This is a genomic window from Rhodococcus sp. NPDC055112 (genome assembly GCF_053607505.1).
In genome coordinates, this window is sequence record NZ_JBSGTR010000004.1 from 1 (window position 1) to 22,638 (window position 22,638).

23 protein-coding genes, 1 tRNA gene and 1 rRNA gene are annotated in these 22,638 nt (G+C 70.1%); all 25 read left to right on the forward strand.

The features are described 5' to 3' along the window. Positions 1 to 182: 182 nt before the first annotated feature. Positions 183 to 299: ribosomal RNA gene (gene rrf / locus ACWFRB_RS03340) — 5S ribosomal RNA — on the forward strand. An 84-nt stretch (positions 300 to 383) separates the two neighbouring features. Next, positions 384 to 1,328, forward strand: a complete 945-nt coding sequence (locus ACWFRB_RS03345) for a tetratricopeptide repeat protein (RefSeq protein ID WP_452638835.1) — start codon at positions 384 to 386, stop codon at positions 1,326 to 1,328. Beyond that, a complete protein-coding gene (locus tag ACWFRB_RS03350; RefSeq protein ID WP_452638836.1) occupies positions 1,325 to 2,329 on the forward strand; it encodes an HAD-IIA family hydrolase in 1,005 nt (334 codons plus the stop codon). Before ACWFRB_RS03345 ends, ACWFRB_RS03350 begins: the two co-directional genes overlap by 4 nt. Positions 2,330 to 2,411: 82 nt before the next feature. After that, positions 2,412 to 2,639, forward strand: a complete 228-nt coding sequence (locus tag ACWFRB_RS03355) for a hypothetical protein (protein WP_452638837.1) — start codon at positions 2,412 to 2,414, stop codon at positions 2,637 to 2,639. Between the two features lies 1 nt (position 2,640). Continuing rightward, positions 2,641 to 3,456 carry a TlyA family RNA methyltransferase gene (locus ACWFRB_RS03360; RefSeq protein WP_452638838.1) on the forward strand — a complete coding sequence of 272 codons (816 nt, stop codon included), beginning with the start codon at positions 2,641 to 2,643 and terminating at the stop codon, positions 3,454 to 3,456. Then, positions 3,453 to 4,436, forward strand: a complete 984-nt coding sequence (locus ACWFRB_RS03365; RefSeq protein ID WP_452638839.1) for an NAD kinase — start codon at positions 3,453 to 3,455, stop codon at positions 4,434 to 4,436. Before ACWFRB_RS03360 ends, ACWFRB_RS03365 begins: the two co-directional genes overlap by 4 nt. Next, positions 4,426 to 6,210 carry a DNA repair protein RecN gene (gene recN, locus ACWFRB_RS03370; protein ID WP_452638841.1) on the forward strand — a complete coding sequence of 595 codons (1,785 nt, stop codon included), beginning with the start codon at positions 4,426 to 4,428 and terminating at the stop codon, positions 6,208 to 6,210. The genes ACWFRB_RS03365 and recN overlap by 11 nt, the downstream gene beginning before the upstream one ends. 115 nt (positions 6,211 to 6,325) lie before the next feature. Continuing rightward, positions 6,326 to 7,510: a putative cytokinetic ring protein SteA gene (steA, locus tag ACWFRB_RS03375; protein ID WP_452638842.1), complete on the forward strand. Its 1,185-nt coding sequence runs from the start codon at positions 6,326 to 6,328 to the stop codon at positions 7,508 to 7,510. Beyond that, positions 7,507 to 8,460: a copper transporter gene (locus tag ACWFRB_RS03380; protein WP_452638843.1), complete on the forward strand. Its 954-nt coding sequence runs from the start codon at positions 7,507 to 7,509 to the stop codon at positions 8,458 to 8,460. Before steA ends, ACWFRB_RS03380 begins: the two co-directional genes overlap by 4 nt. A gap of 157 nt (positions 8,461 to 8,617) precedes the next feature. Further along, positions 8,618 to 10,369, forward strand: a complete 1,752-nt coding sequence (locus ACWFRB_RS03385; RefSeq protein ID WP_097213390.1) for a CTP synthase — start codon at positions 8,618 to 8,620, stop codon at positions 10,367 to 10,369. Between the two features lie 14 nt (positions 10,370 to 10,383). After that, positions 10,384 to 11,130: an NUDIX domain-containing protein gene (locus tag ACWFRB_RS03390; protein WP_452638845.1), complete on the forward strand. Its 747-nt coding sequence runs from the start codon at positions 10,384 to 10,386 to the stop codon at positions 11,128 to 11,130. A 2-nt stretch (positions 11,131 to 11,132) separates the two neighbouring features. Then, a complete protein-coding gene (locus ACWFRB_RS03395) occupies positions 11,133 to 12,056 on the forward strand; it encodes a site-specific tyrosine recombinase XerD (RefSeq protein ID WP_452638846.1) in 924 nt (307 codons plus the stop codon). An 11-nt stretch (positions 12,057 to 12,067) separates the two neighbouring features. Beyond that, positions 12,068 to 12,496: a DUF1622 domain-containing protein gene (locus ACWFRB_RS03400; protein WP_452638848.1), complete on the forward strand. Its 429-nt coding sequence runs from the start codon at positions 12,068 to 12,070 to the stop codon at positions 12,494 to 12,496. Between the two features lie 144 nt (positions 12,497 to 12,640). Continuing rightward, entirely contained in the window at positions 12,641 to 13,609 is a 969-nt protein-coding gene (locus ACWFRB_RS03405; protein ID WP_452638849.1) for a ParA family protein, read from the forward strand. After that, a complete protein-coding gene (locus ACWFRB_RS03410; RefSeq protein ID WP_452638850.1) occupies positions 13,610 to 14,518 on the forward strand; it encodes a segregation and condensation protein A in 909 nt (302 codons plus the stop codon). It abuts the gene before it with no gap. Continuing rightward, on the forward strand, positions 14,515 to 15,213 hold the full coding sequence (gene scpB, locus ACWFRB_RS03415) for an SMC-Scp complex subunit ScpB (RefSeq protein WP_452638851.1): 699 nt from the start codon (positions 14,515 to 14,517) through the stop codon (positions 15,211 to 15,213). The genes ACWFRB_RS03410 and scpB overlap by 4 nt, the downstream gene beginning before the upstream one ends. Before the next feature lie 12 nt (positions 15,214 to 15,225). Then, positions 15,226 to 16,581, forward strand: a complete 1,356-nt coding sequence (locus ACWFRB_RS03420) for a pseudouridine synthase (protein WP_452638853.1) — start codon at positions 15,226 to 15,228, stop codon at positions 16,579 to 16,581. A gap of 26 nt (positions 16,582 to 16,607) precedes the next feature. After that, positions 16,608 to 17,270, forward strand: a complete 663-nt coding sequence (gene cmk / locus ACWFRB_RS03425; protein ID WP_452639013.1) for a (d)CMP kinase — start codon at positions 16,608 to 16,610, stop codon at positions 17,268 to 17,270. After that, entirely contained in the window at positions 17,267 to 18,700 is a 1,434-nt protein-coding gene (gene der, locus ACWFRB_RS03430; RefSeq protein WP_452638854.1) for a ribosome biogenesis GTPase Der, read from the forward strand. The genes cmk and der overlap by 4 nt, the downstream gene beginning before the upstream one ends. A 161-nt stretch (positions 18,701 to 18,861) precedes the next feature. Continuing rightward, a tRNA-Pro gene (locus ACWFRB_RS03435) sits at positions 18,862 to 18,935 on the forward strand. 69 nt (positions 18,936 to 19,004) lie between these two features. Beyond that, entirely contained in the window at positions 19,005 to 19,625 is a 621-nt protein-coding gene (locus tag ACWFRB_RS03440; RefSeq protein WP_452638855.1) for an NUDIX hydrolase, read from the forward strand. A gap of 70 nt (positions 19,626 to 19,695) precedes the next feature. Further along, the gene (locus ACWFRB_RS03445; protein ID WP_452638857.1) at positions 19,696 to 20,739 is read left to right on the forward strand and encodes an SMP-30/gluconolactonase/LRE family protein; all 1,044 of its coding nucleotides are present in this window, start codon (positions 19,696 to 19,698) and stop codon (positions 20,737 to 20,739) included. Between the two features lie 44 nt (positions 20,740 to 20,783). Next, a complete protein-coding gene (locus ACWFRB_RS03450; RefSeq protein ID WP_452638859.1) occupies positions 20,784 to 21,416 on the forward strand; it encodes a CDP-alcohol phosphatidyltransferase family protein in 633 nt (210 codons plus the stop codon). 50 nt (positions 21,417 to 21,466) lie between these two features. Further along, positions 21,467 to 22,273: a DUF881 domain-containing protein gene (locus ACWFRB_RS03455; RefSeq protein ID WP_452639014.1), complete on the forward strand. Its 807-nt coding sequence runs from the start codon at positions 21,467 to 21,469 to the stop codon at positions 22,271 to 22,273. After that, positions 22,270 to 22,638 (forward strand): small basic family protein, encoded by a 369-nt coding sequence (locus ACWFRB_RS03460; protein WP_072749712.1) that lies wholly within the window; start codon positions 22,270 to 22,272, stop codon positions 22,636 to 22,638. Before ACWFRB_RS03455 ends, ACWFRB_RS03460 begins: the two co-directional genes overlap by 4 nt.

Here is a 22,638-nt window from a genome sequence, read left to right on the forward strand (position 1 = left end):
AGCACGGTAACGTGTGCAGGTGACTGGTACTAATAGGCCGAGGACTTACCACAAAGAAGCTACGCGTCCACTGTGCGGTATCTGAAACAACACACAGATACCATTCACCCCCAACACCCACGAGATTCATCTCGACGGGTGGTTCGGGCGGGGGAATTGAATGTGTGACAGTTTCATAGAGTTACGGCGGCCATAGCGGAGGGGAAACGCCCGGCCCCATTCCGAACCCGGAAGCTAAGCCCTCCAGCGCCGATGGTACTGCACTCGACAGGGTGTGGGAGAGTAGGACACCGCCGAACATCCGTTACCGAAAGGGGACCCAATATACTGGGTCCCCTTTCGTGTTTTTTCTGCATAGCGTGTGTTGTCTGAAAGGAGATGCTGTGTCGGACAACAACGAAGGCCGTCGTTCGTATGGGAGCGGCGGTCCTGACCGCAGTCGGTCGGGGGACAACCGTGGCGCAGGCGCCGGCGGCCCCCGCGGCGGGAGAGGCGATGGCCCCCGCGGCAACACCGGCGGCGGAGCCCGCGGCGGCAGCGGCGGAGGCCGTCCGGATCGGCGCGGCGACGGTCCGCCGAGGCGTCGCGGCGGAGAGGGCAGCTTCGGTCCGCCCCCGCGCGACGGTGGAGCGCACGCCGAGCGACGCGCCCCGCGACCGGAAGAACCGGATCTGCCCGAAGACGTCCAGGCGGGCGAGCTCGACCCGGCCGTTCGTCGGGACCTGCTCAGCCTCGACAAGTCGAACGCCAATGCGGTGGCCCGTCACCTGGTGATGGCAGGCAAGCTGATCGACGACGACCCGCGCCTCGCCCTGGCCCATGCGCGTGCCGCCCGGCAGCGGGCAGGCCGCGTCGCGGTCGTTCGGGAGACCGCGGGCATCACCGCGTATCACGCGGGCGAGTGGGCCGAGGCCCTCTCCGAGCTGCGTGCCGCACGACGGATGGCAGGCGGACCCGGTCTGCTCGCCGTCATGGCCGACTGCGAACGCGGTCTCGGCCGACCCGAGCGGGCGATCGAGCTCGGCCGCAGCGACGAGGCCAGGACCCTGACCGGCGACGAGGCGACGGAGCTCCGCATCGTGGTCGCCGGTGCCCGGATGGATCTCGGCCAGTTCGATCAGGCCGTGGTGACCCTGCAGACGCCGGAACTCGATGCCGCCAAGGATGGCCCGACCGCGGCCCGCCTGTTCTACGCGTACGCCGACGCCCTGGTGGCGGCGGGCCGCATCGAGGACGGCCTCAAGTGGTTCCTCAACTCCGCTGCCGCCGATCACGACGGCGACACGGACGCAGAGGATCGGGTGGCCGAACTCTCCGGCGACCAGTGACGGTGGGGACCCCGCCGTCACTGCGCGACCTGCACGATGTGTTGCTGCTGGACCTCGACGGAACCGTGTACCAGGGTGCACACGCGATTCCGGGGGCCAGGGAGGCGCTCGTCGGCGGGTCGGCACGACTGTTCTACGTGACGAACAACGCGAGCCGCAGCCCGCTCGCGGTCGCGCAGCACCTGCGTGAGCTCGGTTTTCCCACCGCCGAATCGGAGGTGGTGACGAGTTCCCAATCCGCCGCTCGGTTGCTCGCGGAGGGACTCGAGCCGGGTTCGTCCGTCCTGGTCATCGGCACCGAGGCGCTCGCCGAGGAGGTTCGTCTGGTCGGGCTGAAGCCCGTCAGGAGGTTCGACGAGAACCCGGTGGCCGTTGTTCAGGGGCACTCCACGGAGACCGGCTGGGCGATCCTCGCGGAGGCCACGCTGGCGATCCGCGCTGGAGCGCTCTGGGTGGCCTCGAACGTCGACACCACGCTGCCAACCGAACGCGGGCTGTGCCCTGGCAACGGCGCGATGGTGGCGGCCGTGCGGGCGGCGACGGGCCGCGAGCCGCTGGTCGCGGGCAAGCCGGCCCGTCCGTTGATGGACGATGCCCTGCGGCGCAGCGGTTCCGAGCGACCGTTGGTGGTCGGCGACCGGATCGACACGGACATCGCGGGTGCGAACGCCGTCGGTGTGGACTCGCTGCTGGTGCTCAGTGGCGTCAGTACCGTCGCGGACCTGCTGCGCGCGCCCGAGTCGTACCGACCCACCTATCTGGCGTCCCGGCTGGCCGAGCTCGATCTACCGGCCGAGCGGCTGAGCATCCGCCCGCATCCGGGGGTGAGCGTGCGGCGCGAGGGCTCCGACCTGGTCGTGACCTGCGATGCTGCCTTCAGCCCGGACACTCTCGACGTGGTTCGGTCGGTGCTGGACGCGGTCTGGGCCGGGCCGGAGTTCGACGGCCTCATGGCCGGGGATCCGGTCTCCGCAGCGGCCGTGGCGGACCTCGTCGGTTGATCCGGCAAGCGACGCCGCGGGCGGGTTTTCGCCGTGTCGCGGTGTGGGCGTGCGGGCCTCGAATCGGCTAGCGTTGGCCCCGATGAGTACGCCAATGCCACGCCCCGGGCAGCACCTTCCCGGACCACAGACCACCGTCGACCCCGACCGTATCCACGCCGAGGTCGACGTGCTCCTGGCGCGCCTGGACTCGGTGGGGCCAGCGGACGACGATGCGACCGGTCACGGCCGGATCCCGGGACAGGCCCAGCTCCTCGAGCAGGCGCACGAGGTCCTGGTGCACGCGCTCGCCACAGTGGACAAGATCTGAGGTGGCTCGGCGCGCACGGGTCGACGCCGAGCTGGTTCGGCGGGGATTGGCCCGATCAAGAGAACACGCAGCCCAGCTGATCGGGGCCGGCCGTGTCCTGATCGCGGGGACCGTCGCGGTCAAGGCCGCGACCGCGGTCGAGGCGGGCACCCCACTGCTGGTGACCGAAGAGGTCGACGAGGTCTCGTGGGCGTCGCGCGGCGCACACAAGATTCTCGGGGCGCTCGAGGCATTCGAACCATCCGGGCTCTCCGTCGACGGCAAGCGGTGCCTCGACGCCGGTGCCTCCACCGGCGGATTCACCGATGTCCTGCTCAGTCGCGGCGCCCGTGAGGTGGTCGCCGTCGACGTCGGGTACGGGCAGTTGGTGTGGCGACTGCAGTCCGACGACCGCGTCACCGTCGTGGACCGGACCAACGTGCGTTCGCTGGAGCCCGAGCAGACCGGGGGACCGGTCGAGGTGGTGGTCGCGGACCTGTCGTTCATCTCGCTCAAGCTCGTCCTACCCGCGTTCGTCCGCTGCACCGCCGACGGCGCCGACCTGGTGCCGATGGTGAAACCGCAGTTCGAGGTGGGCAAGGATCGGGTCGGATCCGGCGGCGTCGTGCGTGACCCCGCCCTCCGGATCGAGGCCGTCGTCGAGGTGGCAGAAGCCGCGGACGCGCTCGGGCTCCGGACCCTCGGTGCGGTCGCCAGCCCCCTGCCCGGTCCCTCGGGCAACGTCGAATACTTCTTGTGGCTGAGGAAGCAGGCCGAACCAGGGGTGGATTCGATGCGCGAGGTCATCGAGCGAGCAGTACAGGAGGGGCCCCAGTGAACCCGGAACCGGCGACGCCGTCGCCGAGCCGCGAGATCCTGGTCGTCGCCCACACCGGCAGGGCCGAGATCACCGCCACCGCGCTGCGGGTGGCGAAGATCCTCGAGAAGGCCGGCGTCGGATTGCGGGTGCTGGCGACCGAGGCCGACCAGACGGATCCCACCGCTGCGCACGACCACGACTCCTTCCGCCTGCCCGACCTCGCGTTGCGCGTCGTCGAGCCGGGTCCGTCGGCCGCTGTCGGCTGCGAGCTTGTGCTGGTCCTCGGCGGCGACGGCACGTTCCTGCGGGGAGCCGAACTGGCAAGGGCCGCTTCGATTCCGGTGCTCGGCATCAATCTCGGCCGGATCGGGTTCCTCGCCGAGACCGAGGCGGAGCATCTCGAGGAGGCCCTCGCGATGGTGGTCCGGCGTGAGTACCGCGTGGAGCACCGGATGACGCTCGACGTGATCGTCCGGGTGGACGACGAGATCATCGACCGCGGGTGGGCGCTGAACGAGGCCAGCATCGAGAACGTGTCCCGGCTCGGCGTGCTCGAGGTGGTCCTCGAGGTGGACGGCCGCCCCGTTTCGTCGTTCGGCTGCGACGGCGTGCTCGTCGCGACGCCGACCGGGTCGACCGCATACGCGTTCTCCGCGGGCGGGCCGGTGGTGTGGCCGGAACTCGAGGCGCTGCTGGTGATCCCGAGCAATGCGCACGCGTTGTTCGCGCGGCCGCTGGTGACGAGCCCCGAATCGCTGATCGCGGTCGAGACCTTCGCCGGGGGCCACAACGGGCTGGTCTTCTGCGACGGCAGCCGCACCATGAACCTTCCGGCGGGCGGCCGGGTGGAGGTGGTCCGGGGCCGGGAGCCGGTGAAGTGGATCCGGCTCGACTCGGCACCGTTTGCGGACCGGATGGTGCGCAAGTTCGAGCTCCCGGTCAAGGGTTGGCGGGGACGAAGGGCCGACGGCGAAGGGGGCAACACCAGTGCTCGCTGAAATCCGGATCGACGGTCTCGGTGTCATCTCGAAGGCGGCGGCGCAGTTCCACGAGGGGCTGACGGTCCTCACCGGTGAGACCGGTGCGGGCAAGACGATGGTGGTCACCAGCCTGCACCTGCTCAGCGGTGCCCGCGCCGACGCGGGCCGGGTGCGGCTCGGCGCCGACCGCGCCGTGGTGGAGGGCAGGTTCTCCACCGCCAACGCGTCGGCCAGGGTGGTCTCCGAGGTGGACCGGTTGCTCGAGTCGACCGGCGCCGAGCGGGACGAGGACGGCACGATCATCGCGCTGCGCACCGTAAGCAGCGACGGCCGCTCCCGTGCCCACCTGGGTGGACGGAGCGTGCCTGCAGGGGCCCTGTCCGAGCTGACCGGGCCACTCCTGACGGTGCACGGCCAGAACGACCAGCTCCGGCTGCAGCGCCCCGATCAGCAGCGTCAGGCCCTCGACGAGTTTGGCGGCGCACCGATCGGGTCCCTGCTCGACAAGTACCGGTCCCTGCGCGCGGAGTGGATCGAGGCCCGCGACGAGCTCGCCGAGCGCACCCGCAGCAGCAGGGAGTTGGCGCAGGAGGTCGACCGGCTCGAGTTCGGGCTCAACGAGATCAACGCGGTGGCGCCCCAACCGGGCGAGGACCTGTCGATCGTCGCCGACGTCCGGCGCCTGAGCGACCTCGATTCGCTGCGGTCGGCGGCGGCCGATGCGCAGGTCGCCATGCTCGGCGGGGCGGCCGAGGCCGACGGCATCGACGGCGGCGGCGGCGACGGCGTTGGTGCGCTGGACCTGCTGGGGGAGGCGCGCACCCGGATCGAGTCCTCCGACGACCCGGCGCTGACCGCGCTCGGCCCGCGACTGGCCGAGGCCATCGCGGTCGTCACGGACGTCTCGTCCGACCTCACCGGCTACCTGGCGGACCTGCCGTCGGATCCGGGTGCGCTCGACACCCTGCTGAACCGGCAGGCCGAGCTGAAGACGCTGACCAGGAAGTATGCGGCCGACGTCGACGGGGTGCTGGCCTGGGCCGACCAGGCCCGCGAGCGGCTGTCCAAGATCGACGTCTCCGCCGAGGCGCTGGCGGCGCTGGCGGCCAGGGTGGACGACTGTGCGGCCGCGGTTGCCGTCGCCGCCACAGCACTGAGCCAGGCCAGGACGAAGTGTGCGGTCAAGCTCGGCAAGGCGGTGACCACCGAGCTCGGCGGTCTCGCGATGGGCAAGGCCCGGCTGGAGGTCACCGTGCAATTGCTGGTGGCAGGCGCCCAGGACGCCGCGCCGCTGACGGTGGACGGTCGCGAGCTGCACGCCGGGTCCGCGGGAGTCGACGAGGTGGAGTTCCGGCTCGCCGCGCACAGCGGGGCGCAGGCCCTCCCGATCAGCAAGAGCGCCTCGGGCGGCGAGCTGTCGCGGGTGATGCTCGCCCTCGAGGTGGTGCTCGCCGGCGCCGAGGGCAGCGCGACGATGGTGTTCGACGAGGTCGATGCAGGCGTTGGCGGTCGCGCCGCGGTGGAGATCGGCAGGCGCCTGGCGCGCCTGGCGCGTACCCACCAGGTGATCGTGGTGACGCACCTGCCGCAGGTGGCCGCGTTCGCCGACACCCACCTGGTCGTGGACAAGGTCGACGGCCGCAAGGGCGCCGACAGCGGGGTACGGACCCTGACGGAGGAGGAGCGCGTGGTCGAGCTGGCCCGGATGCTCGCGGGTCTCGACAACACCCAGACCGGTCGCGCACACGCCGAGGAGTTGTTGGCGACGGCGAAGGCCGCGCGCACCGAATAAGCGCGGGGTCCACCCCCGATCGCTTCGGTCGCACGTCGCCGCTTTTTGTCCTCCTGTCAGGCCCGTTCGGCGCGCCTCCGCTGGTCCGGGCCCCGACGGGGTCATCATCGATGGCATGAAAATGCCGTCCCTGTTGTCACGAAACACCGAATCGTTGCCGGGGATCAGCGGCATCGCCCGGGTCGACCGAGACACGACGAAGCTGTTGCGTCGCGTCGGCCCAGGCGACATCGTGGTCCTCGACGAACTGGATCTGGATCGGATCACCGCCGACGCGTTGGTGGAGGCCGGGGTGCTCGCGGTCGTCAACGTGTCACCGTCCATTTCCGGCCGCTACCCCAACCTCGGACCCGAAGTCATCGTCGCCAACGGGATCACGCTGATCGATTCCGTCGGCGACGAGGTCTTCAAGAAGGTCAAGGACGGGGCCAAGGTCCGCCTCAACGAAGGCGGCGTCTACGCCGGTGAGCGCAGGCTCGCCAACGGCGTCGAGCAGAGCGAGGCCGAGATCTCCGACCTCATGATCGAGGCGAAGACCGGACTGGTCGATCACCTGGAGGCCTTCTCCGGCAACACCATCGAGTTCATCAGGACCGAGAGTCCGCTGCTCATCGACGGGGTCGGGGTGCCCGACATCGACGTCGACCTGCAGGACCGGCACGTGGTGGTGGTCGCCGACGGAACCGACCACGTCGCCGATCTGAAGAACCTCAAGCCGTTCATCAAGGAGTACTCGCCGATCCTCATCGGCGTCGGCGCAGGCGCGGACGCGTTGGCCGATGCCGGCTACCGCCCGGATCTGATCGTCGGCGACCCGGAGGACATCAGCAGCGCCACCCTCAAGTCCGGTGCCGAGGTCGTCCTGCCCGCGGACCCGGATGGGCACGCGAAGGGCCTCGAACGGATCCAGGACCTCGGGATCGGGGCGATGACCTTCCCGGCCTCAGGGGCACCCGCTGACCTGGCCCTGCTGCTCGCGGACCATCACGGCGCCTCGCTGATCGTCACCGTCGGCAGCACCGTCTCGCTGGACGAGTTCTTCGATCGGGGTCGACGGGAGAGCAACCCGGCGGCCTTCATGACCAGGCTCAAGGTCGGACCCAAGCTGGTCGACGCGAAGGCGGTCGCGACGCTGTACCGCAGCCGTGTCTCGGGCGGCGCCATCGCGCTGCTCGTGCTGGCCGCACTGACGGCGGTGATCGTCGCGCTGGTCGTCTCGAACATCGGCGATGAGGCCCTCGACTGGGCCATCGCGACCTGGAACAGCTTCGCGACGTGGGTGCAGGGACTGTTCACGTGATCTCTATGCGTCAACACGCTATCTCGATAGCGGCGATCTTCCTTGCGTTGGCGGTCGGGGTGGTGCTCGGTTCGGGCACCCTCTCCGGCGGTCTGTTGTCCGGTCTCCGCGACGACAAGTCGGAGCTGCAGGGCCAGGTCAACGCCTTGCAGGAAACGAACAACCAGCTCGAACAGCAGCTCAACTCCGCGGACGGGTTCGATGCGGCGGTGTCCGGCCGGGTGGTGCACGACGCCCTCGCGCAGCGCACGGTGATCCTGGTGACCTCGCCGGACGCCGACCCCGGCGATCTCGAGGGTGTCACCAGGATGATCGGCGCGGCGGGCGGGAGCGTGACCGGCCGGGTCTCGCTGACCGATTCGTTCGTCGACGCCGCCAACGGCGATCAGCTGCGCACCACCATCACCAACGTGATCCCGGCCGGGGTCCAGCTCAGGACAGGTGCGGTCGACCAGGGCAGCCTGGCAGGCGATCTGCTCGGCTCGGTGCTGCTGCTGAACGCCCAGAACGCACAGCCGCAGAGCACCCCCGAGGAGCTGGCGCTCGCGCTCGAGACGCTCCGCTCCGGTGGCTTCATCGCTTACGACAACGGCACGGTCAAGCCCGCCCAGCTCGCGCTGGTGCTCACCGGGTCAGGCAAGGCCCCTGACGGGTCCGAGGGCGGCAACCGGGGCGCGATCATCGCGCGGTTCGCAGGCGCGATGGACTCCCGAGGCGCGGGCACCGTGCTGGCGGGCAGGCCCGGCGCGGCGGCGGGCAACGGTCCCATCGCCGTGGTCCGGTCCGACACGGCGCTGTCGTCTGGCGTGACCACCGTCGACAACGTGGACAGGGAGGCGGGCCGCATCACCACCGTCCTCGGTCTCCAGGAACAGCTCGCGGGGCAGGCAGGCCGCTACGGCACCGGCCCGAACGCGACGGCGATCACAGTCGGCGCTCCGGTCGGCTGAGGTCACAGCAAATGTCCGGCCCACGGGGCGATGACCAGCGGTTCGCGGCGTGCCATGCGGATAAACCGACGCGTTGGTGTTACCGTGAAGTCCCGTGGGTCGGCAGGCCCCAGCTCTACCATTAGCCAAGCCCTGCAAGGTCGTCACGGGAGCTCTTTTGCCACTTTCACGCAGTCAATCGCGTACCGCCACCAAGCACATCTTCGTCAGCGGGGGCGTTGCGTCGTCGCTCGGCAAGGGTCTGACGGCGTCGAGCCTCGGGCAGTTGCTCACCGCCCGCGGGTTGCGGGTGACCATGCAGAAACTGGACCCGTATCTCAACGTCGATCCGGGCACCATGAACCCGTTCCAGCACGGTGAGGTGTTCGTCACCGAGGACGGCGCGGAGACCGATCTGGACGTCGGGCACTACGAGCGCTTCCTGGACCGGGATCTGTCCGGGATCGCCAATGTCACCACCGGCCAGGTCTATTCGTCGGTCATCGCCAAGGAGCGGCGCGGCGAATATCTGGGCGACACGGTCCAGGTGATCCCGCACATCACCGATGAGATCAAGAGCCGGATCCTCGCCATGAGCGGTCCGGACGCGGAGGGCCAGAGCCCGGACGTGGTGATCACCGAGATCGGTGGCACCGTCGGCGACATCGAGTCGCAGCCCTTCCTGGAGGCGGCACGACAGGTCCGGCACGACATCGGCCGGGACAACGTCTTCTTCCTGCACGTCTCGCTGGTGCCGTACCTCGGCCCCTCCGGTGAGCTCAAGACGAAGCCGACCCAGCACTCGGTGGCGGCGCTGCGGAACATCGGTATCCAGCCGGACGCGCTGATCCTGCGCTGCGACCGCGATGTGCCGCAGCCGCTGAAGTCGAAGATCGCGCTGATGTGCGACGTCGACGTCGACGCCTGCATCTCGACGCCCGACGCCCCGTCCATCTACGACATCCCGAAGGTGCTGCACCGCGAGGGTCTCGACGCCTACGTCGTGCGCAAGCTGGGCCTGCCCTTCCGTGACGTCGACTGGACCGTGTGGGGCGCGCTGCTCAAGCGCGTGCACGAGCCGCGCGAGTCGGTTCGGATCGCGCTGGTGGGCAAGTACGTCGACCTGCCGGACGCGTACCTCTCGGTGACCGAGGCGCTGCGGGCGGGCGGGTTCGCGCACCGCGCCAAGGTCGAGATCGACTGGGTGCCCTCCGACGCCTGCGAGACCGAGGCAGGGGCGCAGGAGAAGCTCGGCGAGGTCGACGCGGTGCTGATCCCAGGTGGATTCGGTATCCGTGGCATCGAGGGCAAGCTCGGAGCGATCCGGTTCGCCCGCACCCGCGGGATCCCGCTGCTCGGTCTGTGCCTCGGACTGCAGGCCGTGGTCATCGAGGCCGCCCGTTCGGTTGGCCTCGACGACGCGAACTCCGCGGAGTTCGAGCCGGACACCAAGCATCCCGTGATCTCCACGATGGCCGATCAGGAGGAGATCGTCGCGGGTGAGGCCGATCTCGGTGGAACCATGCGGCTCGGTGCCTACCCGGCGGTCCTGGAGAAGGGTTCGGTCGTCGCGCGGGCGTACGGCTCCGAGAACGTCTCCGAGCGCCACCGGCACCGCTACGAGGTCAACAACGCGTACCGGGACCGGATCGCGAAGAGCGGCTTGAAGTTCAGCGGCACCTCGCCGGACGGACACCTCGTCGAGTTCGTCGAGCTGCCCGCGGACAAGCATCCGTTCTTCGTTGCGACGCAGGCACACCCGGAGCTCAAGAGCCGTCCGACCCGGCCGCACCCGCTGTTCGCGGCCTTCATCGGCGCGGCGCTGAAGTACAAGGCCGCCGAGCGGCTCGAGGTGGACGTGCACCCCGAGGACGCTCTCGGGTCCGCGGAGGACGACGTCGAGTCGGTCGACTCGCCGATCGTGCGCTGACCCACCGGTACACGATGAGCAGGCCGGGAGAGCACGAGTTCGAAACCCTCGACACGCGAACCGTGTACGAGGGCGGCATCATCACGCTGCGGGTCGACCGGGTGGCCATGCCCGGCGGCCGCGCGGCGGACCGCGAGGTCGTCGAGCACTACGGCGCGGTCGCCGTAGTGGCCGTCGACGAGCGGGACCGGCTGATCCTCATCAACCAGTATCGGCACCCGCTGGGCAGGCGGGTGTGGGAGCTGCCCGCCGGGCTGCTCGACGAGGCGGACGAGGATCCCGTCGATGCGGCGCGGCGCGAGCTGGCCGAGGAGACGGGCCTCGCCGCCGAGCGGTGGTCGGTGCTGGTGGACGTCGCGGTCTCGCCGGGCTTCACCGACGAGGTGGTGCGGGTGTACCTCGCGACCGGGCTCACCGACGTGCATCAGCCGACCCCGACCGACGAGGAGGCCGACCTCGAGGTCGATCGGGTGCCGGTCGACGAGGCGGTCGGCCGGGCGCTGTCGGGGGAGATCGTGAACGCGACGGCGCTGTCCGGGATCCTCGCGCTCGCCGCCGCCAGGGCCCGCGACGGCGGCTCGGATGTGACGGGGCGGCCGGCGGATTCGGACTGGCTCGATCGTCCGGTCGCGATGTCGCGGCGCAGGCACGGCGGCCAGAGCGGAGCCGGCGGAGCGAACATCGACGGCTCGAGCGGAGCCGGCGGAGCGAACATCGACGGCTCGAGCGGAGCCGGCGGAGCGAACATCGACGGGGCTTAGGCGTGCTCGCCGACCAGGTGGAGACGTACCTCGACCATCTTGCGGTCGAACGCGGGGTGGCGGCGAACACCCTCAGTTCCTATCGGCGTGACCTGATCCGCTACCAGCGGTACCTGGCGGATCGGGGTATCGATGACCTGGTCACGGTGCGGGAACGCGAGATCAGCGGGTTCGTCGTCGCGCTGCGCAAGGGCGACCCGGTGGCGGAGCTACCGCCGCTGGCCCCGAGCTCGACCGCGCGGGCACTGATCGCGGTCCGCGGGCTGCACAAGTTCGCGACCGCCGAGGGCATCACGGCCGTGGACGTCGCGCGTGAGGTCAAGCCGCACGCGCCCGGCCAGCAGCTGCCGAAGTCGCTGCCGGTGGATCAGGTGCTGGCGTTGCTCGAGGCCACCGGCGGCCCCGACGCGGCCGATCAGCCGCGGGCCCTGCGCGATCGGGCGCTGCTGGAGCTCCTCTACTCCACGGGCGCCCGCATCTCGGAGGCGGTCGGGCTTGACATCGACGACGTCGACGCGGTCGACCGCGCCGTGCTGCTGCGAGGCAAGGGCGGCAAGGAGCGGGTGGTGCCGATCGGCAGGCCCGCGATCGCCGCCCTCGAGGCGTACCTGGTGCGTGGGCGCGCGGCGCACGCGGTACGCGGCGGACCCGCCGTGTTCCTGAACATCCGGGGCGGGCGACTTTCCAGGCAGAGCGCGTGGCAGGTGCTGCGCAGCGCGGCCGATCGGATCGGGATCGCCGAAGGGGTTTCCCCGCACACGCTCCGGCACTCGTTCGCGACCCACCTGCTCGACGGCGGCGCCGACATCCGGGTGGTGCAGGAGCTGCTCGGGCACGCATCGGTGACGACGACGCAGATCTACACCCTCGTGACCGTGGGGGCGCTGCGCGAGGTCTGGGCCGGCGCGCATCCGCGGGCGTTGTGAAGGGGGAGTGAATGGATACGGTCCGATTCTTCGAACTGGTGACGGAATGGTTCGAGGTGCTCGGTGTCCTGTCGATGGTGGTGGGATTCGCCTTCGCCTTCGTGCTCGCCGCGCGAACGTGGAAGCGGACCGGCGACGGCGGTCGGGCGTTCAAGAGCCTGCGGGAGTCGCTGGGCGGAGCGATTCTGCTCGGGCTGGAGCTGCTCGTCGCCGCGGACATCGTCAAGACCGTCACGTCCGTGCCCTCGCTGACGGATGTCGCCGTGCTCGGGATGATCGTGCTGATCCGGACCGTCCTTAGCCTGTCGATCGAGATCGAGATCGACGGCGTCGCTCCGTGGCGGCGGGCGCTCGTCACCGGCCCGCAGGTGCTGGCGCGCGCATCGCGTCGATCCGGGTCGGGAGAACCCGGCGCGACCGAGGACGCCACCGGCGGGTGAGCCGGGCCGCGATGCCCATCGCGGCTGCTCGGGGCCCTGCATGATCGAGCCCGTAGCCGTGCCCCGCGTGTCCGTTGACCGAACGCCGCCCGCCAAGCGGTAGCGTTTGTCCATCAGGGACGACAGACAGGGGAGCAGCAGACCGTGGTGACACCGCAGCCGCCAGCGGCGGAGTCTGAGCGTTCGGGTGCCTACTTCTACACCCGGAAGCCGGAACCGCCTACCCGTCAACAAACCGACCGCACCGAGGGAAACGGTGCCGCACCCGCCGAGGCGGCGCTCGGCCCGACCGGCCGCCCACTTCGCGAGGTGCCCGATCCCACGCCGGTGACCACTCACGGCCCCGCCCAGATCATCGCGATGTGCAACCAGAAGGGCGGCGTCGGCAAGACGACCTCCACGATCAACCTGGGCGCAGCGCTTGCCGAGTGCGGCCGCCGCGTGCTGCTCGTCGATCTCGACCCGCAGGGAGCGCTGTCCGCAGGCCTCGGCGTCGCACATCACGACCTCGAACTGACGGTGCACAACCTGCTCGTCGAGCCGAGGGTCTCGATCGACGAGGTGCTGATGCGCACCCGGGTGGAGAACCTGGACCTGCTGCCCAGCAACATCGACCTGTCCGCCGCCGAGATCCAGCTGGTCACCGAGGTGGGCCGCGAGCAGACGCTCGGGCGGGTGTTGTACCCGGTGCTCGACCGCTACGACTACATCCTGATCGACTGCCAGCCTTCTCTCGGCCTGCTCACCGTCAACGCGCTGGCCTGCGCCGAGGGCGTGATCATCCCGATGGAGTGCGAGTACTTCAGCCTCCGCGGGCTCGCGCTGCTCAACGACACGGTGGAGAAGGTGCACGAGCGTCTGAACCCCAAGCTGTCGCTGTCGGGCATCGTGGTGACGATGTTCGACGCCAGGACGCTGCACTCGCGCGAGGTCATGGCCAGGCTCGTCGAGGTGTTCGGTGATCTGGTCTACGACACGGTGGTGAACCGGACGGTGCGGTTCCCAGAGACCAGCGTCGCGGGCGAACCCATCACCACGTGGGCGCCTAAGTCAGGCGGCGCGGAGGCGTATCGGGCGCTCGCCCGCGAGGTGATACACCGGTCCGGACGGTAGATGGACACCGACGAGGCCGAGCGAGTGGCCGAGGCTCCACCGGGGGAACCGGTCGGCGGGGGGACGGCGGACGACGCACCGATCGAGGAACTGCCGTCGGCCGCCCCTGAGACTGCGGTCGAACCGGGCTTCCGGCTGAAGCTACGCAACTTCGAGGGGCCGTTCGACCTGCTCCTGACGCTGATCAGCCAGCGAAGGCTCGACGTCACCGAGGTGGCGTTGCACAAGGTCACAGACGAGTTCATCGCGTACACCAGGTCACTGGGCAGCGAGATGCCCCTCGACCAGACGACCGAGTTCCTCGTGGTCGCCGCCACCCTGCTCGACCTCAAGGCCGCCCGGCTGTTGCCCTCCGGCGACGTCGAGGACGCCGAGGACCTGGCGTTGCTGGAGGCAAGGGACCTGCTGTTCGCGCGGCTCCTGCAGTACAAGGCGTACAAGCAGGTCGCGATGCTGTTCGCCGAGCTGGAGGCGGCGGCGCTGCGGCGCTATCCGCGTTCGGTGTCGCTGGAGGACCAGTTCGCCGGACTGCTGCCCGAGGTCCTGCTCGGCGTCGACCCCCGGCGGTTCGCGGAGATCGCGGCCACCGCCTTCGCGCCGCGACCGGTGCCGACCGTTGGCCTCGACCACCTGCACGCCCCGACGGTCTCGGTGCCCGAGCAGGCGTCGATGGTGCTCGACATGCTCAAGCAGCGCGGCAAGGGAAACTGGGCGACGTTCGGGGACCTCGTCGCCGGTTGCGACCTGACGGTGCAGATCGTGGCAAGATTTTTGGCGTTGCTCGAGCTCTACCGCGAGCGGGCGGTCGCGTTCGAGCAGCCGGAGCCGCTCGGCGAACTGATGGTCAGCTGGACCGGCGACATCGACGCGGACGGGCAGACGCTGGTGAGTGCGGAGGATTACGGATGAGCGAGCTCGATCAGGCGCCCAGGCTCGACGACGAGGGCGCCCTCGACCAGGACGACCGGCTCGAGGACGAGGAGCTGGAGGCGGCGCTGGAGTCGTTGCTGCTGGTCGTGGACTCGCCCGCGAGCAACGAGGCGCTCGCGTCCGCGGTCGACGACTCGGCCGACCGGGTCGATGCGACGCTGCGCCGGATGTCCGCGGCACTGACCGCACGGCGCAGCGGGATCGACCTCAGGTACGCCGGGGACGGCTGGCGTTTCTACACCAGAAACCAGTACGCGCCGTACGTCGAGCGGCTGCTTCTCGACGGCGCTAGGTCGAAGCTCACACGCGCGGCGTTGGAAACCTTGGCAGTTGTTGCGTACCGTCAACCTTTGACCCGTGCTCGGGTGAGCGCGGTTCGTGGCGTCAATGTGGACGGCGTCGTGCGAACCCTGCTCGCCCGCGGACTGATCTCGGAGGCCGGTGTGGACTCCGAGACCAACGCGACGACGTACTCGACGACGGAGCTTTTCCTCGAGCGGCTCGGGCTCGCCTCGCTGGCCGACCTGCCCGCGTTGGCGCCGCTGCTGCCCGATGTCGACATCATCGACGACATCAGTGACGACATGGAGTCAGACCCCCGGTTCACCAAATTGGGAGCCGGCAGGGCGGGATCCGAACCCGATTTGGATCCCGGCTTAGATACTGAAGAGTGACAGGACACCCAAGTGAACAATTCCGCTCGCCGTGATGGCACACCGGACCGGGGCAGGAGCAATCCCGCCCACAAGAGCTCGAGCCGCAGGGACTCGCCCCAGAAGGGGTCGGGGTCGCGAGGCTCGGCACCCCGCGATTCCGCCCGTGGTGGCGAATCGCGCGGCTCATACGATCGCACCGAGCGTGGCGGAGCCCCTCGCGGTTCCTTCGGCCGCACCGAGCGCGGCGCGACCCCCAGGAGCGGCGAATCCCGCGGCTCGCAGGACCGCTCCCAGCGTGGCGGCGCACCGCGTGGCGCCCAGGATCGCACCGAGCGTGGCGGCGCACCGCGTGGCGCTCAGGATCGCACCGAACGCGGCGGCGCACCGCGTGGCGCCCAGGATCGCACCGAGCGTGGCGGCGCACCGCGTGGCGCCCAGGATCGCACCGAGCGTGGCGGCGCACCGCGTACCGGCGCACCTCGTAGCGGCGGCTACCCCCGCGGCGGCGTACAGCGGCCGGCCCTGTCCAAGCGTGGCAAGCCCAAGGCCGCCAAGCCGCAGCGCGCGCCCTCCGTCGCGCCGACCATCAGCAACGCCAAGCCGGCCCGCCACCAGTACGCGGAGGGTTCGGGTCCCGCGAAGCTGCCCGCAGGCGAGGGCATGCGCCTGCAGAAGGTGCTCGCCCAGGCGGGTGTCGCCTCGCGCCGCGCTGCCGAGGAGCTGATCGAGCAGGGACGCGTCGAGGTCGACGGCCGCATCGTCGTCGAGCAGGGCCTGCGGGTGGACCCCGAGAACGCGGTGGTCCGGGTCGACGGCGTCCGCGTCGTCGTCAAGAAGGATCTGGTCCACATCGCGCTCAACAAGCCGCGCGGCTGGCAGTCCACCATGTCCGACGACCTGGGCAGGCCCTGCATCGGCGACATCGTCTCCGAACGGGTCTCCGCAGGCCAGCGACTCTTCCACGTCGGGCGCCTCGACGCCGACACCGAGGGCCTGATCCTTCTGACCAACGACGGCGATCTCGCGCACCGGCTGATGCACCCCTCCTTCGAGGTGCCCAAGACCTACCTCGCGACGGTGTCCGGCGTGGTCGACCGCAACCTGGGCAAGACGCTCAAGGCCGGCGTCGCGCTCGAGGACGGCCCTGCCAAGGTCGACTCGTTCGCCCTGCTCGACGTGAACCAGGGCAAGTCCCTGGTCAAGGTCGTGCTGCACGAGGGCCGCAAGCACATCGTGCGTCGCCTGCTCGAGGCGGTCGGGCATCCGGTGGTCCGGCTGGTGCGCACCGACATCGGTCCGGTCGCGCTCGGAGACGGACGCCCGGGCACCCTGCGGGTCATCGGCCCCGGTGAGGTCGGCGCGCTGTACAAGGCGGTCGGACTGTGAGCGAGGCAGGCCGCCTGGTGGTGGCCATGGACGGACCGTCCGGTACCGGGAAATCGACAGTCGCCAGGCGGCTCGCGACCGGACTCGCCGCGGAGTACCTCGACACCGGCGCCATGTACCGGATCGCGACGCTGCACGTGCTGCGCTCCGGCGTCGACCCGAGCGACCCGGCTGCGGTTGCCGCTGCCACGAAGGCGCTCGAGCTGACCATCGGCACCGATCCGGCCTCGGACCGGGTGCTGCTCGCCGGTGAGGACGTCACCGACGAGATCCGCGGCGGCGCGGTCACCCAGGCCGTGTCCGCGGTCTCGGCGGTGCCCGAGGTGCGCACGATCCTGGTCGACAAGCAGCGCGAGTTCATCGCGCGCACCGAGCGGATCGTGGTCGAGGGGCGCGACATCGGCACCGTCGTGATGCCCGATGCGGACGTGAAGGTGTACCTGACCGCCTCCGCCGCGGCCAGGGCCGAGCGCAGGAACACGCAGAACATCGCCGAGGGTCGGGGCGATGACTACAAGGCGGTGCTCGCGGACGTCGAGCGCCGCGATCATCTGGACTCCACCCGAGCGGTGTCCCCGCTCCGGCCCGCCGATGACTCGGTGATCGTGGACACCAGCGAACTCGGAATCGATGACGTGATCGGCAGGTTGCTGCTGGTGGTACGTGACAGAACTGGAGCAGTGCAGTGACCGACAGCTTTGACATCGGCGGCCCGATCGCCGGCGACGGCACCTGGAGCGAGGAATCCGACTGGGAGCTAGTCGATTTCGAGGACGGTGAGGAGGGCGAGGGCCACGTCGCCGTCCCGACCCTCGCCATCGTGGGTCGTCCGAACGTCGGAAAGTCCACGCTCGTGAACCGCATCATCGGCCGCCGCGAGGCCGTCGTGCAGGACATCCCCGGGGTCACCCGGGACCGCGTCTCGTACGAGGCGAACTGGGCCGGACGCCGATTCATGGTGCAGGACACCGGCGGCTGGGAGCCCGACGCCAAGGGGCTGCAGCAGTCCGTGGCCCGTCAGGCGGAGCTCGCGATGCAGACCGCCGACGCGATCGTGCTCGTGGTGGACGCGGTCGTCGGCGCCACCGCGACCGATGAGGCCGTGGCGAAGGTGCTGCGGCGCTCGAAGACGCCGGTCCTGTTGGTGGCCAACAAGGTCGACGACGAACGGACCGAGTCCGAGGTCGCGGCGCTGTGGTCGCTCGGCCTCGGCCAGCCCTATTCGGTGAGCTCGATCCACGGCCGCGGCACGGGCGACCTGCTCGACGAGGTCCTCCAGGCGCTGCCGGAGACGCCAAGGGAGGGCACCGGTGGCCAGGGGCCGCGACGCGTGTCGCTGGTCGGCAAGCCGAACGTCGGCAAGTCCAGCCTGATCAACAAGCTCTCGGGCTCGGAGCGGTCCGTCGTGCACGACGTCGCGGGCACCACCGTCGACCCGGTCGACTCGCTGGTCGAGCTCGGCGGCAAGGTGTGGCGCTTCGTGGACACCGCGGGCCTGCGCAAGAAGGTCAGCCACGCGAGCGGCCACGAGTTCTACGCCTCGCTGCGCACCAAGGGCGCGATCGAGGCCTCGGAGGTGTCGATCCTGCTGATCGATGCGTCGCAGCCGATCACCGAGCAGGACCTGCGGGTGCTGAGCATGGTGGCCGACGCCGGCCGGGCGCTGGTGCTGGCGTTCAACAAGTGGGACCTCGTCGACGAGGACCGCCGGTACATGCTCGAGAAGGAGATCGACCGCGAATTGGTCCGGGTGCCGTGGGCGCAGCGGGTGAACATCTCCGCGCACACCGGACGGGCCGTGCAGAAGCTCGTTCCCGCGCTTGAGACCGCACTCGAGTCCTGGGACAAGCGGATCCCGACGGGCCGGTTGAACACCTGGCTCAAGGAGATCGTGGCCGCGACGCCGCCGCCGATGCGCGGCGGTCGCCTGCCCAGGATCATGTTCGCCACCCAGGCAGGCACCCGTCCGCCGACCTTCGTGCTCTTCACCACCGGCTTCCTGGAGGCCGGCTACCGCCGGTTCCTCGAGCGCCGTTTGCGTGAGGAGTTCAACTTCGACGGCAGCCCCGTGCGTATCTCGGTGCGCGTGCGCGAGAAGCGCGATCGCGGCAAGCGCTGACGCCTGCCGAGACGACCCGAACACTGGCAAGTCCCCGAAACCGGGGGCTTGCCAGTGTCGTTCGTGGGGTGCACTCGATGGAGGAAACCCGTCACGAGCAGCCGATTCGCTCAGTCGACTGTCACTGATGTAATCTCATCGAGCGCCCGCAAGGGAGTGGACGGGCTGTGGCGCAGCTTGGTAGCGCACTTGACTGGGGGTCAAGTGGTCGCAGGTTCAAATCCTGTCAGCCCGACCGAAGAAGGCGGCTCCGGAGTAATCCGGGGCCGCCTTTCTCGTTCCAGGGGCGGGCTAGGGTCGACGGATGGACGCGGACCGGGAGCCGACCCTCACTCGTGAGACCTGCGCCGCCGCGCTCGCGTCGTTCGACGCACGGACCGCCGAACGTGCGGGGCATCGCTGCGCGGCGGTCGCGCTCGCGGTGGTGACCACCGACGGGGTGCCCTCGCTGCTGCTCACCGTTCGGCCCAGCACCATGCGGGCGCATCCAGGCCAGTTCGCGCTGCCCGGCGGTGGCATCGACCCGGGGGAGTCACCGGGGGACGCGGCGCTACGCGAGCTGGCGGAGGAACTCGGGGTGCAGGCGCCGCCGTCGGCGGTGCTCGGCCATCTCGACGATCTGGTGACCAGGTCCGGCTACGTCATCACCCCGGTGGTGGTCTGGGTTGGCGAGCTCGACGAGCCGATTCGGCCGAACGCCGACGAGGTGGAGTACGTCTTCCAGGTGAGCCTGGCCGAGCTCGATCACGAACCGCAGTTCTTGTTACTCGAGGGGGCGGCGGGGCCGCTGATCGAGTGGCCGTTCCGAGGCGCGCGGATCTTCGCGCCGACCGCTGCGATCATCTACCAGTTCCGCGAGGTGGCCCTGCACGGGCGGCCGACGCGGGTCGACGATCTCGGTCAGCCGGACTTCGCCTCGCGGTAGGCCTTCCCGCGGCGGAGAAGCCGCCGGAAGCCACTGCGGACGGAGCGGGTGACCGTCTACCGTGGCCGCCATGGGAATCCTGCTCTCGGCCCTACGCAGCCTCGACCGGACCGGAATCGATCCCGTGGCGTGGCGCCCGCCGACCCCGCCGCCGCTCACGGGTCCGTTCGCCCCCAGCGCCGAGCTCGACGGTGCCGAGCGTTGGGCGATGCCGGGGAGCAAGGGACCCGAGGACGTCGCGGTCGATCACCAGGGGCGGCTGATCACCGGCACCGATGACGGCAAGGTCTGGCGCTTCGACGCGTCCGGCCGCGCGACCCTGATCGCCGACACGGGTGGCCGACCCCTCGGTGTCGAGATCCTCGACGACGGCAGGTACCTGATCTGTGACTGCGAGCGCGGGGTGCTGCGCGTCGACGAGGCCGGTCGGGTAGAGACCCTCACCGACACCGCGCTCGGGCGACCGCTGGTGGCGTGCAACAACTCCGCCGTCGGGCGGGACGGCACCATCTACTTCACCGATTCCTCGGCGAAGTTCTCCGTGGCCGAGCATCGCACCGACGTGCTCGAGCACGGCGGCACCGGCAGGCTGATCCGGTTCGACCCGGCGACAGGGGAGACCGACCTGCTGGCGGACGGGCTGCAGTTCGCCAACGGGGTCGGACTGTCCGCGGACGAGTCCTTCGTTGTGGTCGCCGAGACCGGGGCCTATCAGATCCGCCGGGTCGAACTCGCAGGCCCCGAAACGGGACGGGTGTCGATCTGGGCCGAGAACCTGCCCGGACTCCCCGACAACCTGACCTCGCAGACGGCAGGCGGGGTCTTCTGGGTGGCGCTGTACAGCCCCCGTATGCGCCTGTTGGACCTGCTGGCCCCGCACCCGGCGCTCCGGGTCGTCGCCGCGAACCTGCCACATTGGGCACAGCCAGAACCGGACCAGCGTGGCTGGGTGCTCGGGCTCGACGCCTCGGGTGCCGTCGTGCACAGCCTGCAGGGTGGCGCGGGCAGTTACGCGCCGATCACCGGTGTCCGCGAGGCCGATGGCTGGCTCTACCTGGGCAGCCTGACCGCCGATACGGTCGCCCGCGTCCCGGCACCCCCGTCCGCCATGTGAAAGGCTGTTCGAGGCAGTTGGCGGACGAGGGACACGGGGGACGAATGGGCAGCGGAGACCGGCCACACGAGGTGGCGGACGTCGCGACCGCGCCGATCATGTCCGACCGGATCGTCACCGTGCCGAATCTTCTCAGCGTGGTCCGGCTCGTCGGAGTCCCGTTGTTCGTCTATCTGCTGCTCGGCCCGCACGCGGACGGGTGGGCGCTCGCGATCCTGATGCTCAGTGGGTTCACCGACTGGGCCGACGGCAAGCTCGCGCGCCTGCTGAACCAGAGTTCGCGGCTCGGCGCACTGCTGGACCCGCTGGTGGACCGGTTGTACGTGGTCTCCACCCTGGTCGCGTTCGCGATCCGCGGGATCATCCCGTGGTGGGTGGCCGCCGTGCTGATCGGCCGGGACGTGATCCTCGCGCTCACCCTGCCGATCTACCGCAGGCGCGGTCTGCCGCCGCCCGCGGTGCTCTACCTCGGCAAGGCCGCGACCTTCGCGCTGATGTTCGCGCTGCCGCTGGTGCTCGCGGCGCAGGGCGATTGGGCGATCGCGCCGATCGCCAGCGCCTGGGGGTATGCGCTGCTGGTGTGGGGGACCGGGCTCTATGTGTGGACCGCGATCCTGTACCTGCTCGCCGCGCGGAACACCGCGCGGGAGGTCCCGCGAACGGACCGGGCGCGGTGACCGACGGCGAGGTCCGCCGCAATCCGGTGCCCTCGCTGCTCCGGTCCCTGATGAACGACCATCTCGACCCCGGTTACGCCGCGTCGGCAGAGGACCGGGCGAGGGGACACTCACTGCACCGCCCGATGCACTCCGGGAGCTGGCTCGTGGTCGGGGGCATCGTCCTCGGACTTGTCTTCGGGATCGCCTACGCGCAGGCGGACGATCGGGAGCCCGGCACCGACCAGGTGCGCAGCGAGATCCTGGCCAAGGTCCATGCCGCGGAGGAACGCAGTGGCGGCCTCTCAGGCACCAGGGACGAGCTGGCGGTGCAGACCGAGGCGCTGCGCTCCAGGGTGCTCGCGGGCGACGCCGAGGGATCCGACGTACTGGCCCGGCTGGCCGCGATGGAGCAGGCCGCCGGGCTGGACGCGGTGCACGGCGCGGGGCTCACCGTCACGCTGACCGACCCGGCGGCCCGTCCGGACCTGTCCGACCGCGGCAGGCCCGGCGCCGCCCCAGCCAAGGCGGTGGTCCTCGACCGGGACATCCAGTCGGTGGTGAACGCGCTGTGGTCGAGCGGAGCGGAGGCGGTCGCGGTCGGCGGGGTCCGCATCGGCCCCTCGGCCACCATCCGCCAGGCAGGCGGGGCGATGCTCGTCGACAATCAGCCGGTGTTCTCGCCGTACGTGATCTCGGCGATCGGGCCCGCGGACCGGTTGCAGACCGGGTTCGTGGTGAGCGACGCGTACCTGCGGATGTCGGGCGTCGCGCAGCTGTACGGGGTGGGCTTCACCGTCGCCGAAGAAGAAGATGTCAGCCTCCCTGCCGCGAATGCCAGGGAGATCAGAACCGCACACGAGGTGGGTGGCCAGTGAAGCCGGTCAAGGCAGTCAAGAACGGATACGCCGTCTACGGGGTGCTCGCGCTCATCGCGGGGATCGTCGCGGGCGTGGTGTTCCGTCCGCAGGTCCCGGACGCGATTCAGCCGTACCTGCCCATCGCCGTGGTCGCGGCGCTGGATGCCGTGTTCGGCGGGCTGCGCGCCTACCTGGACGAGATCTTCGACGCCAAGGTCTTCGTCGTGTCCTTCGTGTTCAACGTGCTCGTCGCGGCGCTGATCGTGTGGCTCGGTGACCAGCTGGGGGTTGGCACGCAGCTCTCGACCGCGATCGTGGTGGTGTTGGGCATCCGGATCTTCGGCAACGCCGCCGCGCTGCGGCGCCGGCTGTTCGGGGCGTGA

Coding starts and splice junctions, on each gene's coding strand:
- cmk (WP_452639013.1), top strand. CDS start 16,608: ATGGACGGACCGTCCGGTACCGGGAAATCGACAGTCGCCAGGCGGCTC.
- ACWFRB_RS03390 (WP_452638845.1), top strand. CDS start 10,384: ATGAGCAGGCCGGGAGAGCACGAGTTCGAAACCCTCGACACGCGAACC.
- ACWFRB_RS03410 (WP_452638850.1), top strand. CDS start 13,610: ATGGACACCGACGAGGCCGAGCGAGTGGCCGAGGCTCCACCGGGGGAA.
- scpB (WP_452638851.1), top strand. CDS start 14,515: ATGAGCGAGCTCGATCAGGCGCCCAGGCTCGACGACGAGGGCGCCCTC.
- ACWFRB_RS03355 (WP_452638837.1), top strand. CDS start 2,412: ATGAGTACGCCAATGCCACGCCCCGGGCAGCACCTTCCCGGACCACAG.
- ACWFRB_RS03445 (WP_452638857.1), top strand. CDS start 19,696: ATGGGAATCCTGCTCTCGGCCCTACGCAGCCTCGACCGGACCGGAATC.
- steA (WP_452638842.1), top strand. CDS start 6,326: ATGAAAATGCCGTCCCTGTTGTCACGAAACACCGAATCGTTGCCGGGG.
- ACWFRB_RS03400 (WP_452638848.1), top strand. CDS start 12,068: ATGGATACGGTCCGATTCTTCGAACTGGTGACGGAATGGTTCGAGGTG.
- ACWFRB_RS03440 (WP_452638855.1), top strand. CDS start 19,005: ATGGACGCGGACCGGGAGCCGACCCTCACTCGTGAGACCTGCGCCGCC.
- ACWFRB_RS03455 (WP_452639014.1), top strand. CDS start 21,467: ATGAACGACCATCTCGACCCCGGTTACGCCGCGTCGGCAGAGGACCGG.
- ACWFRB_RS03450 (WP_452638859.1), top strand. CDS start 20,784: ATGGGCAGCGGAGACCGGCCACACGAGGTGGCGGACGTCGCGACCGCG.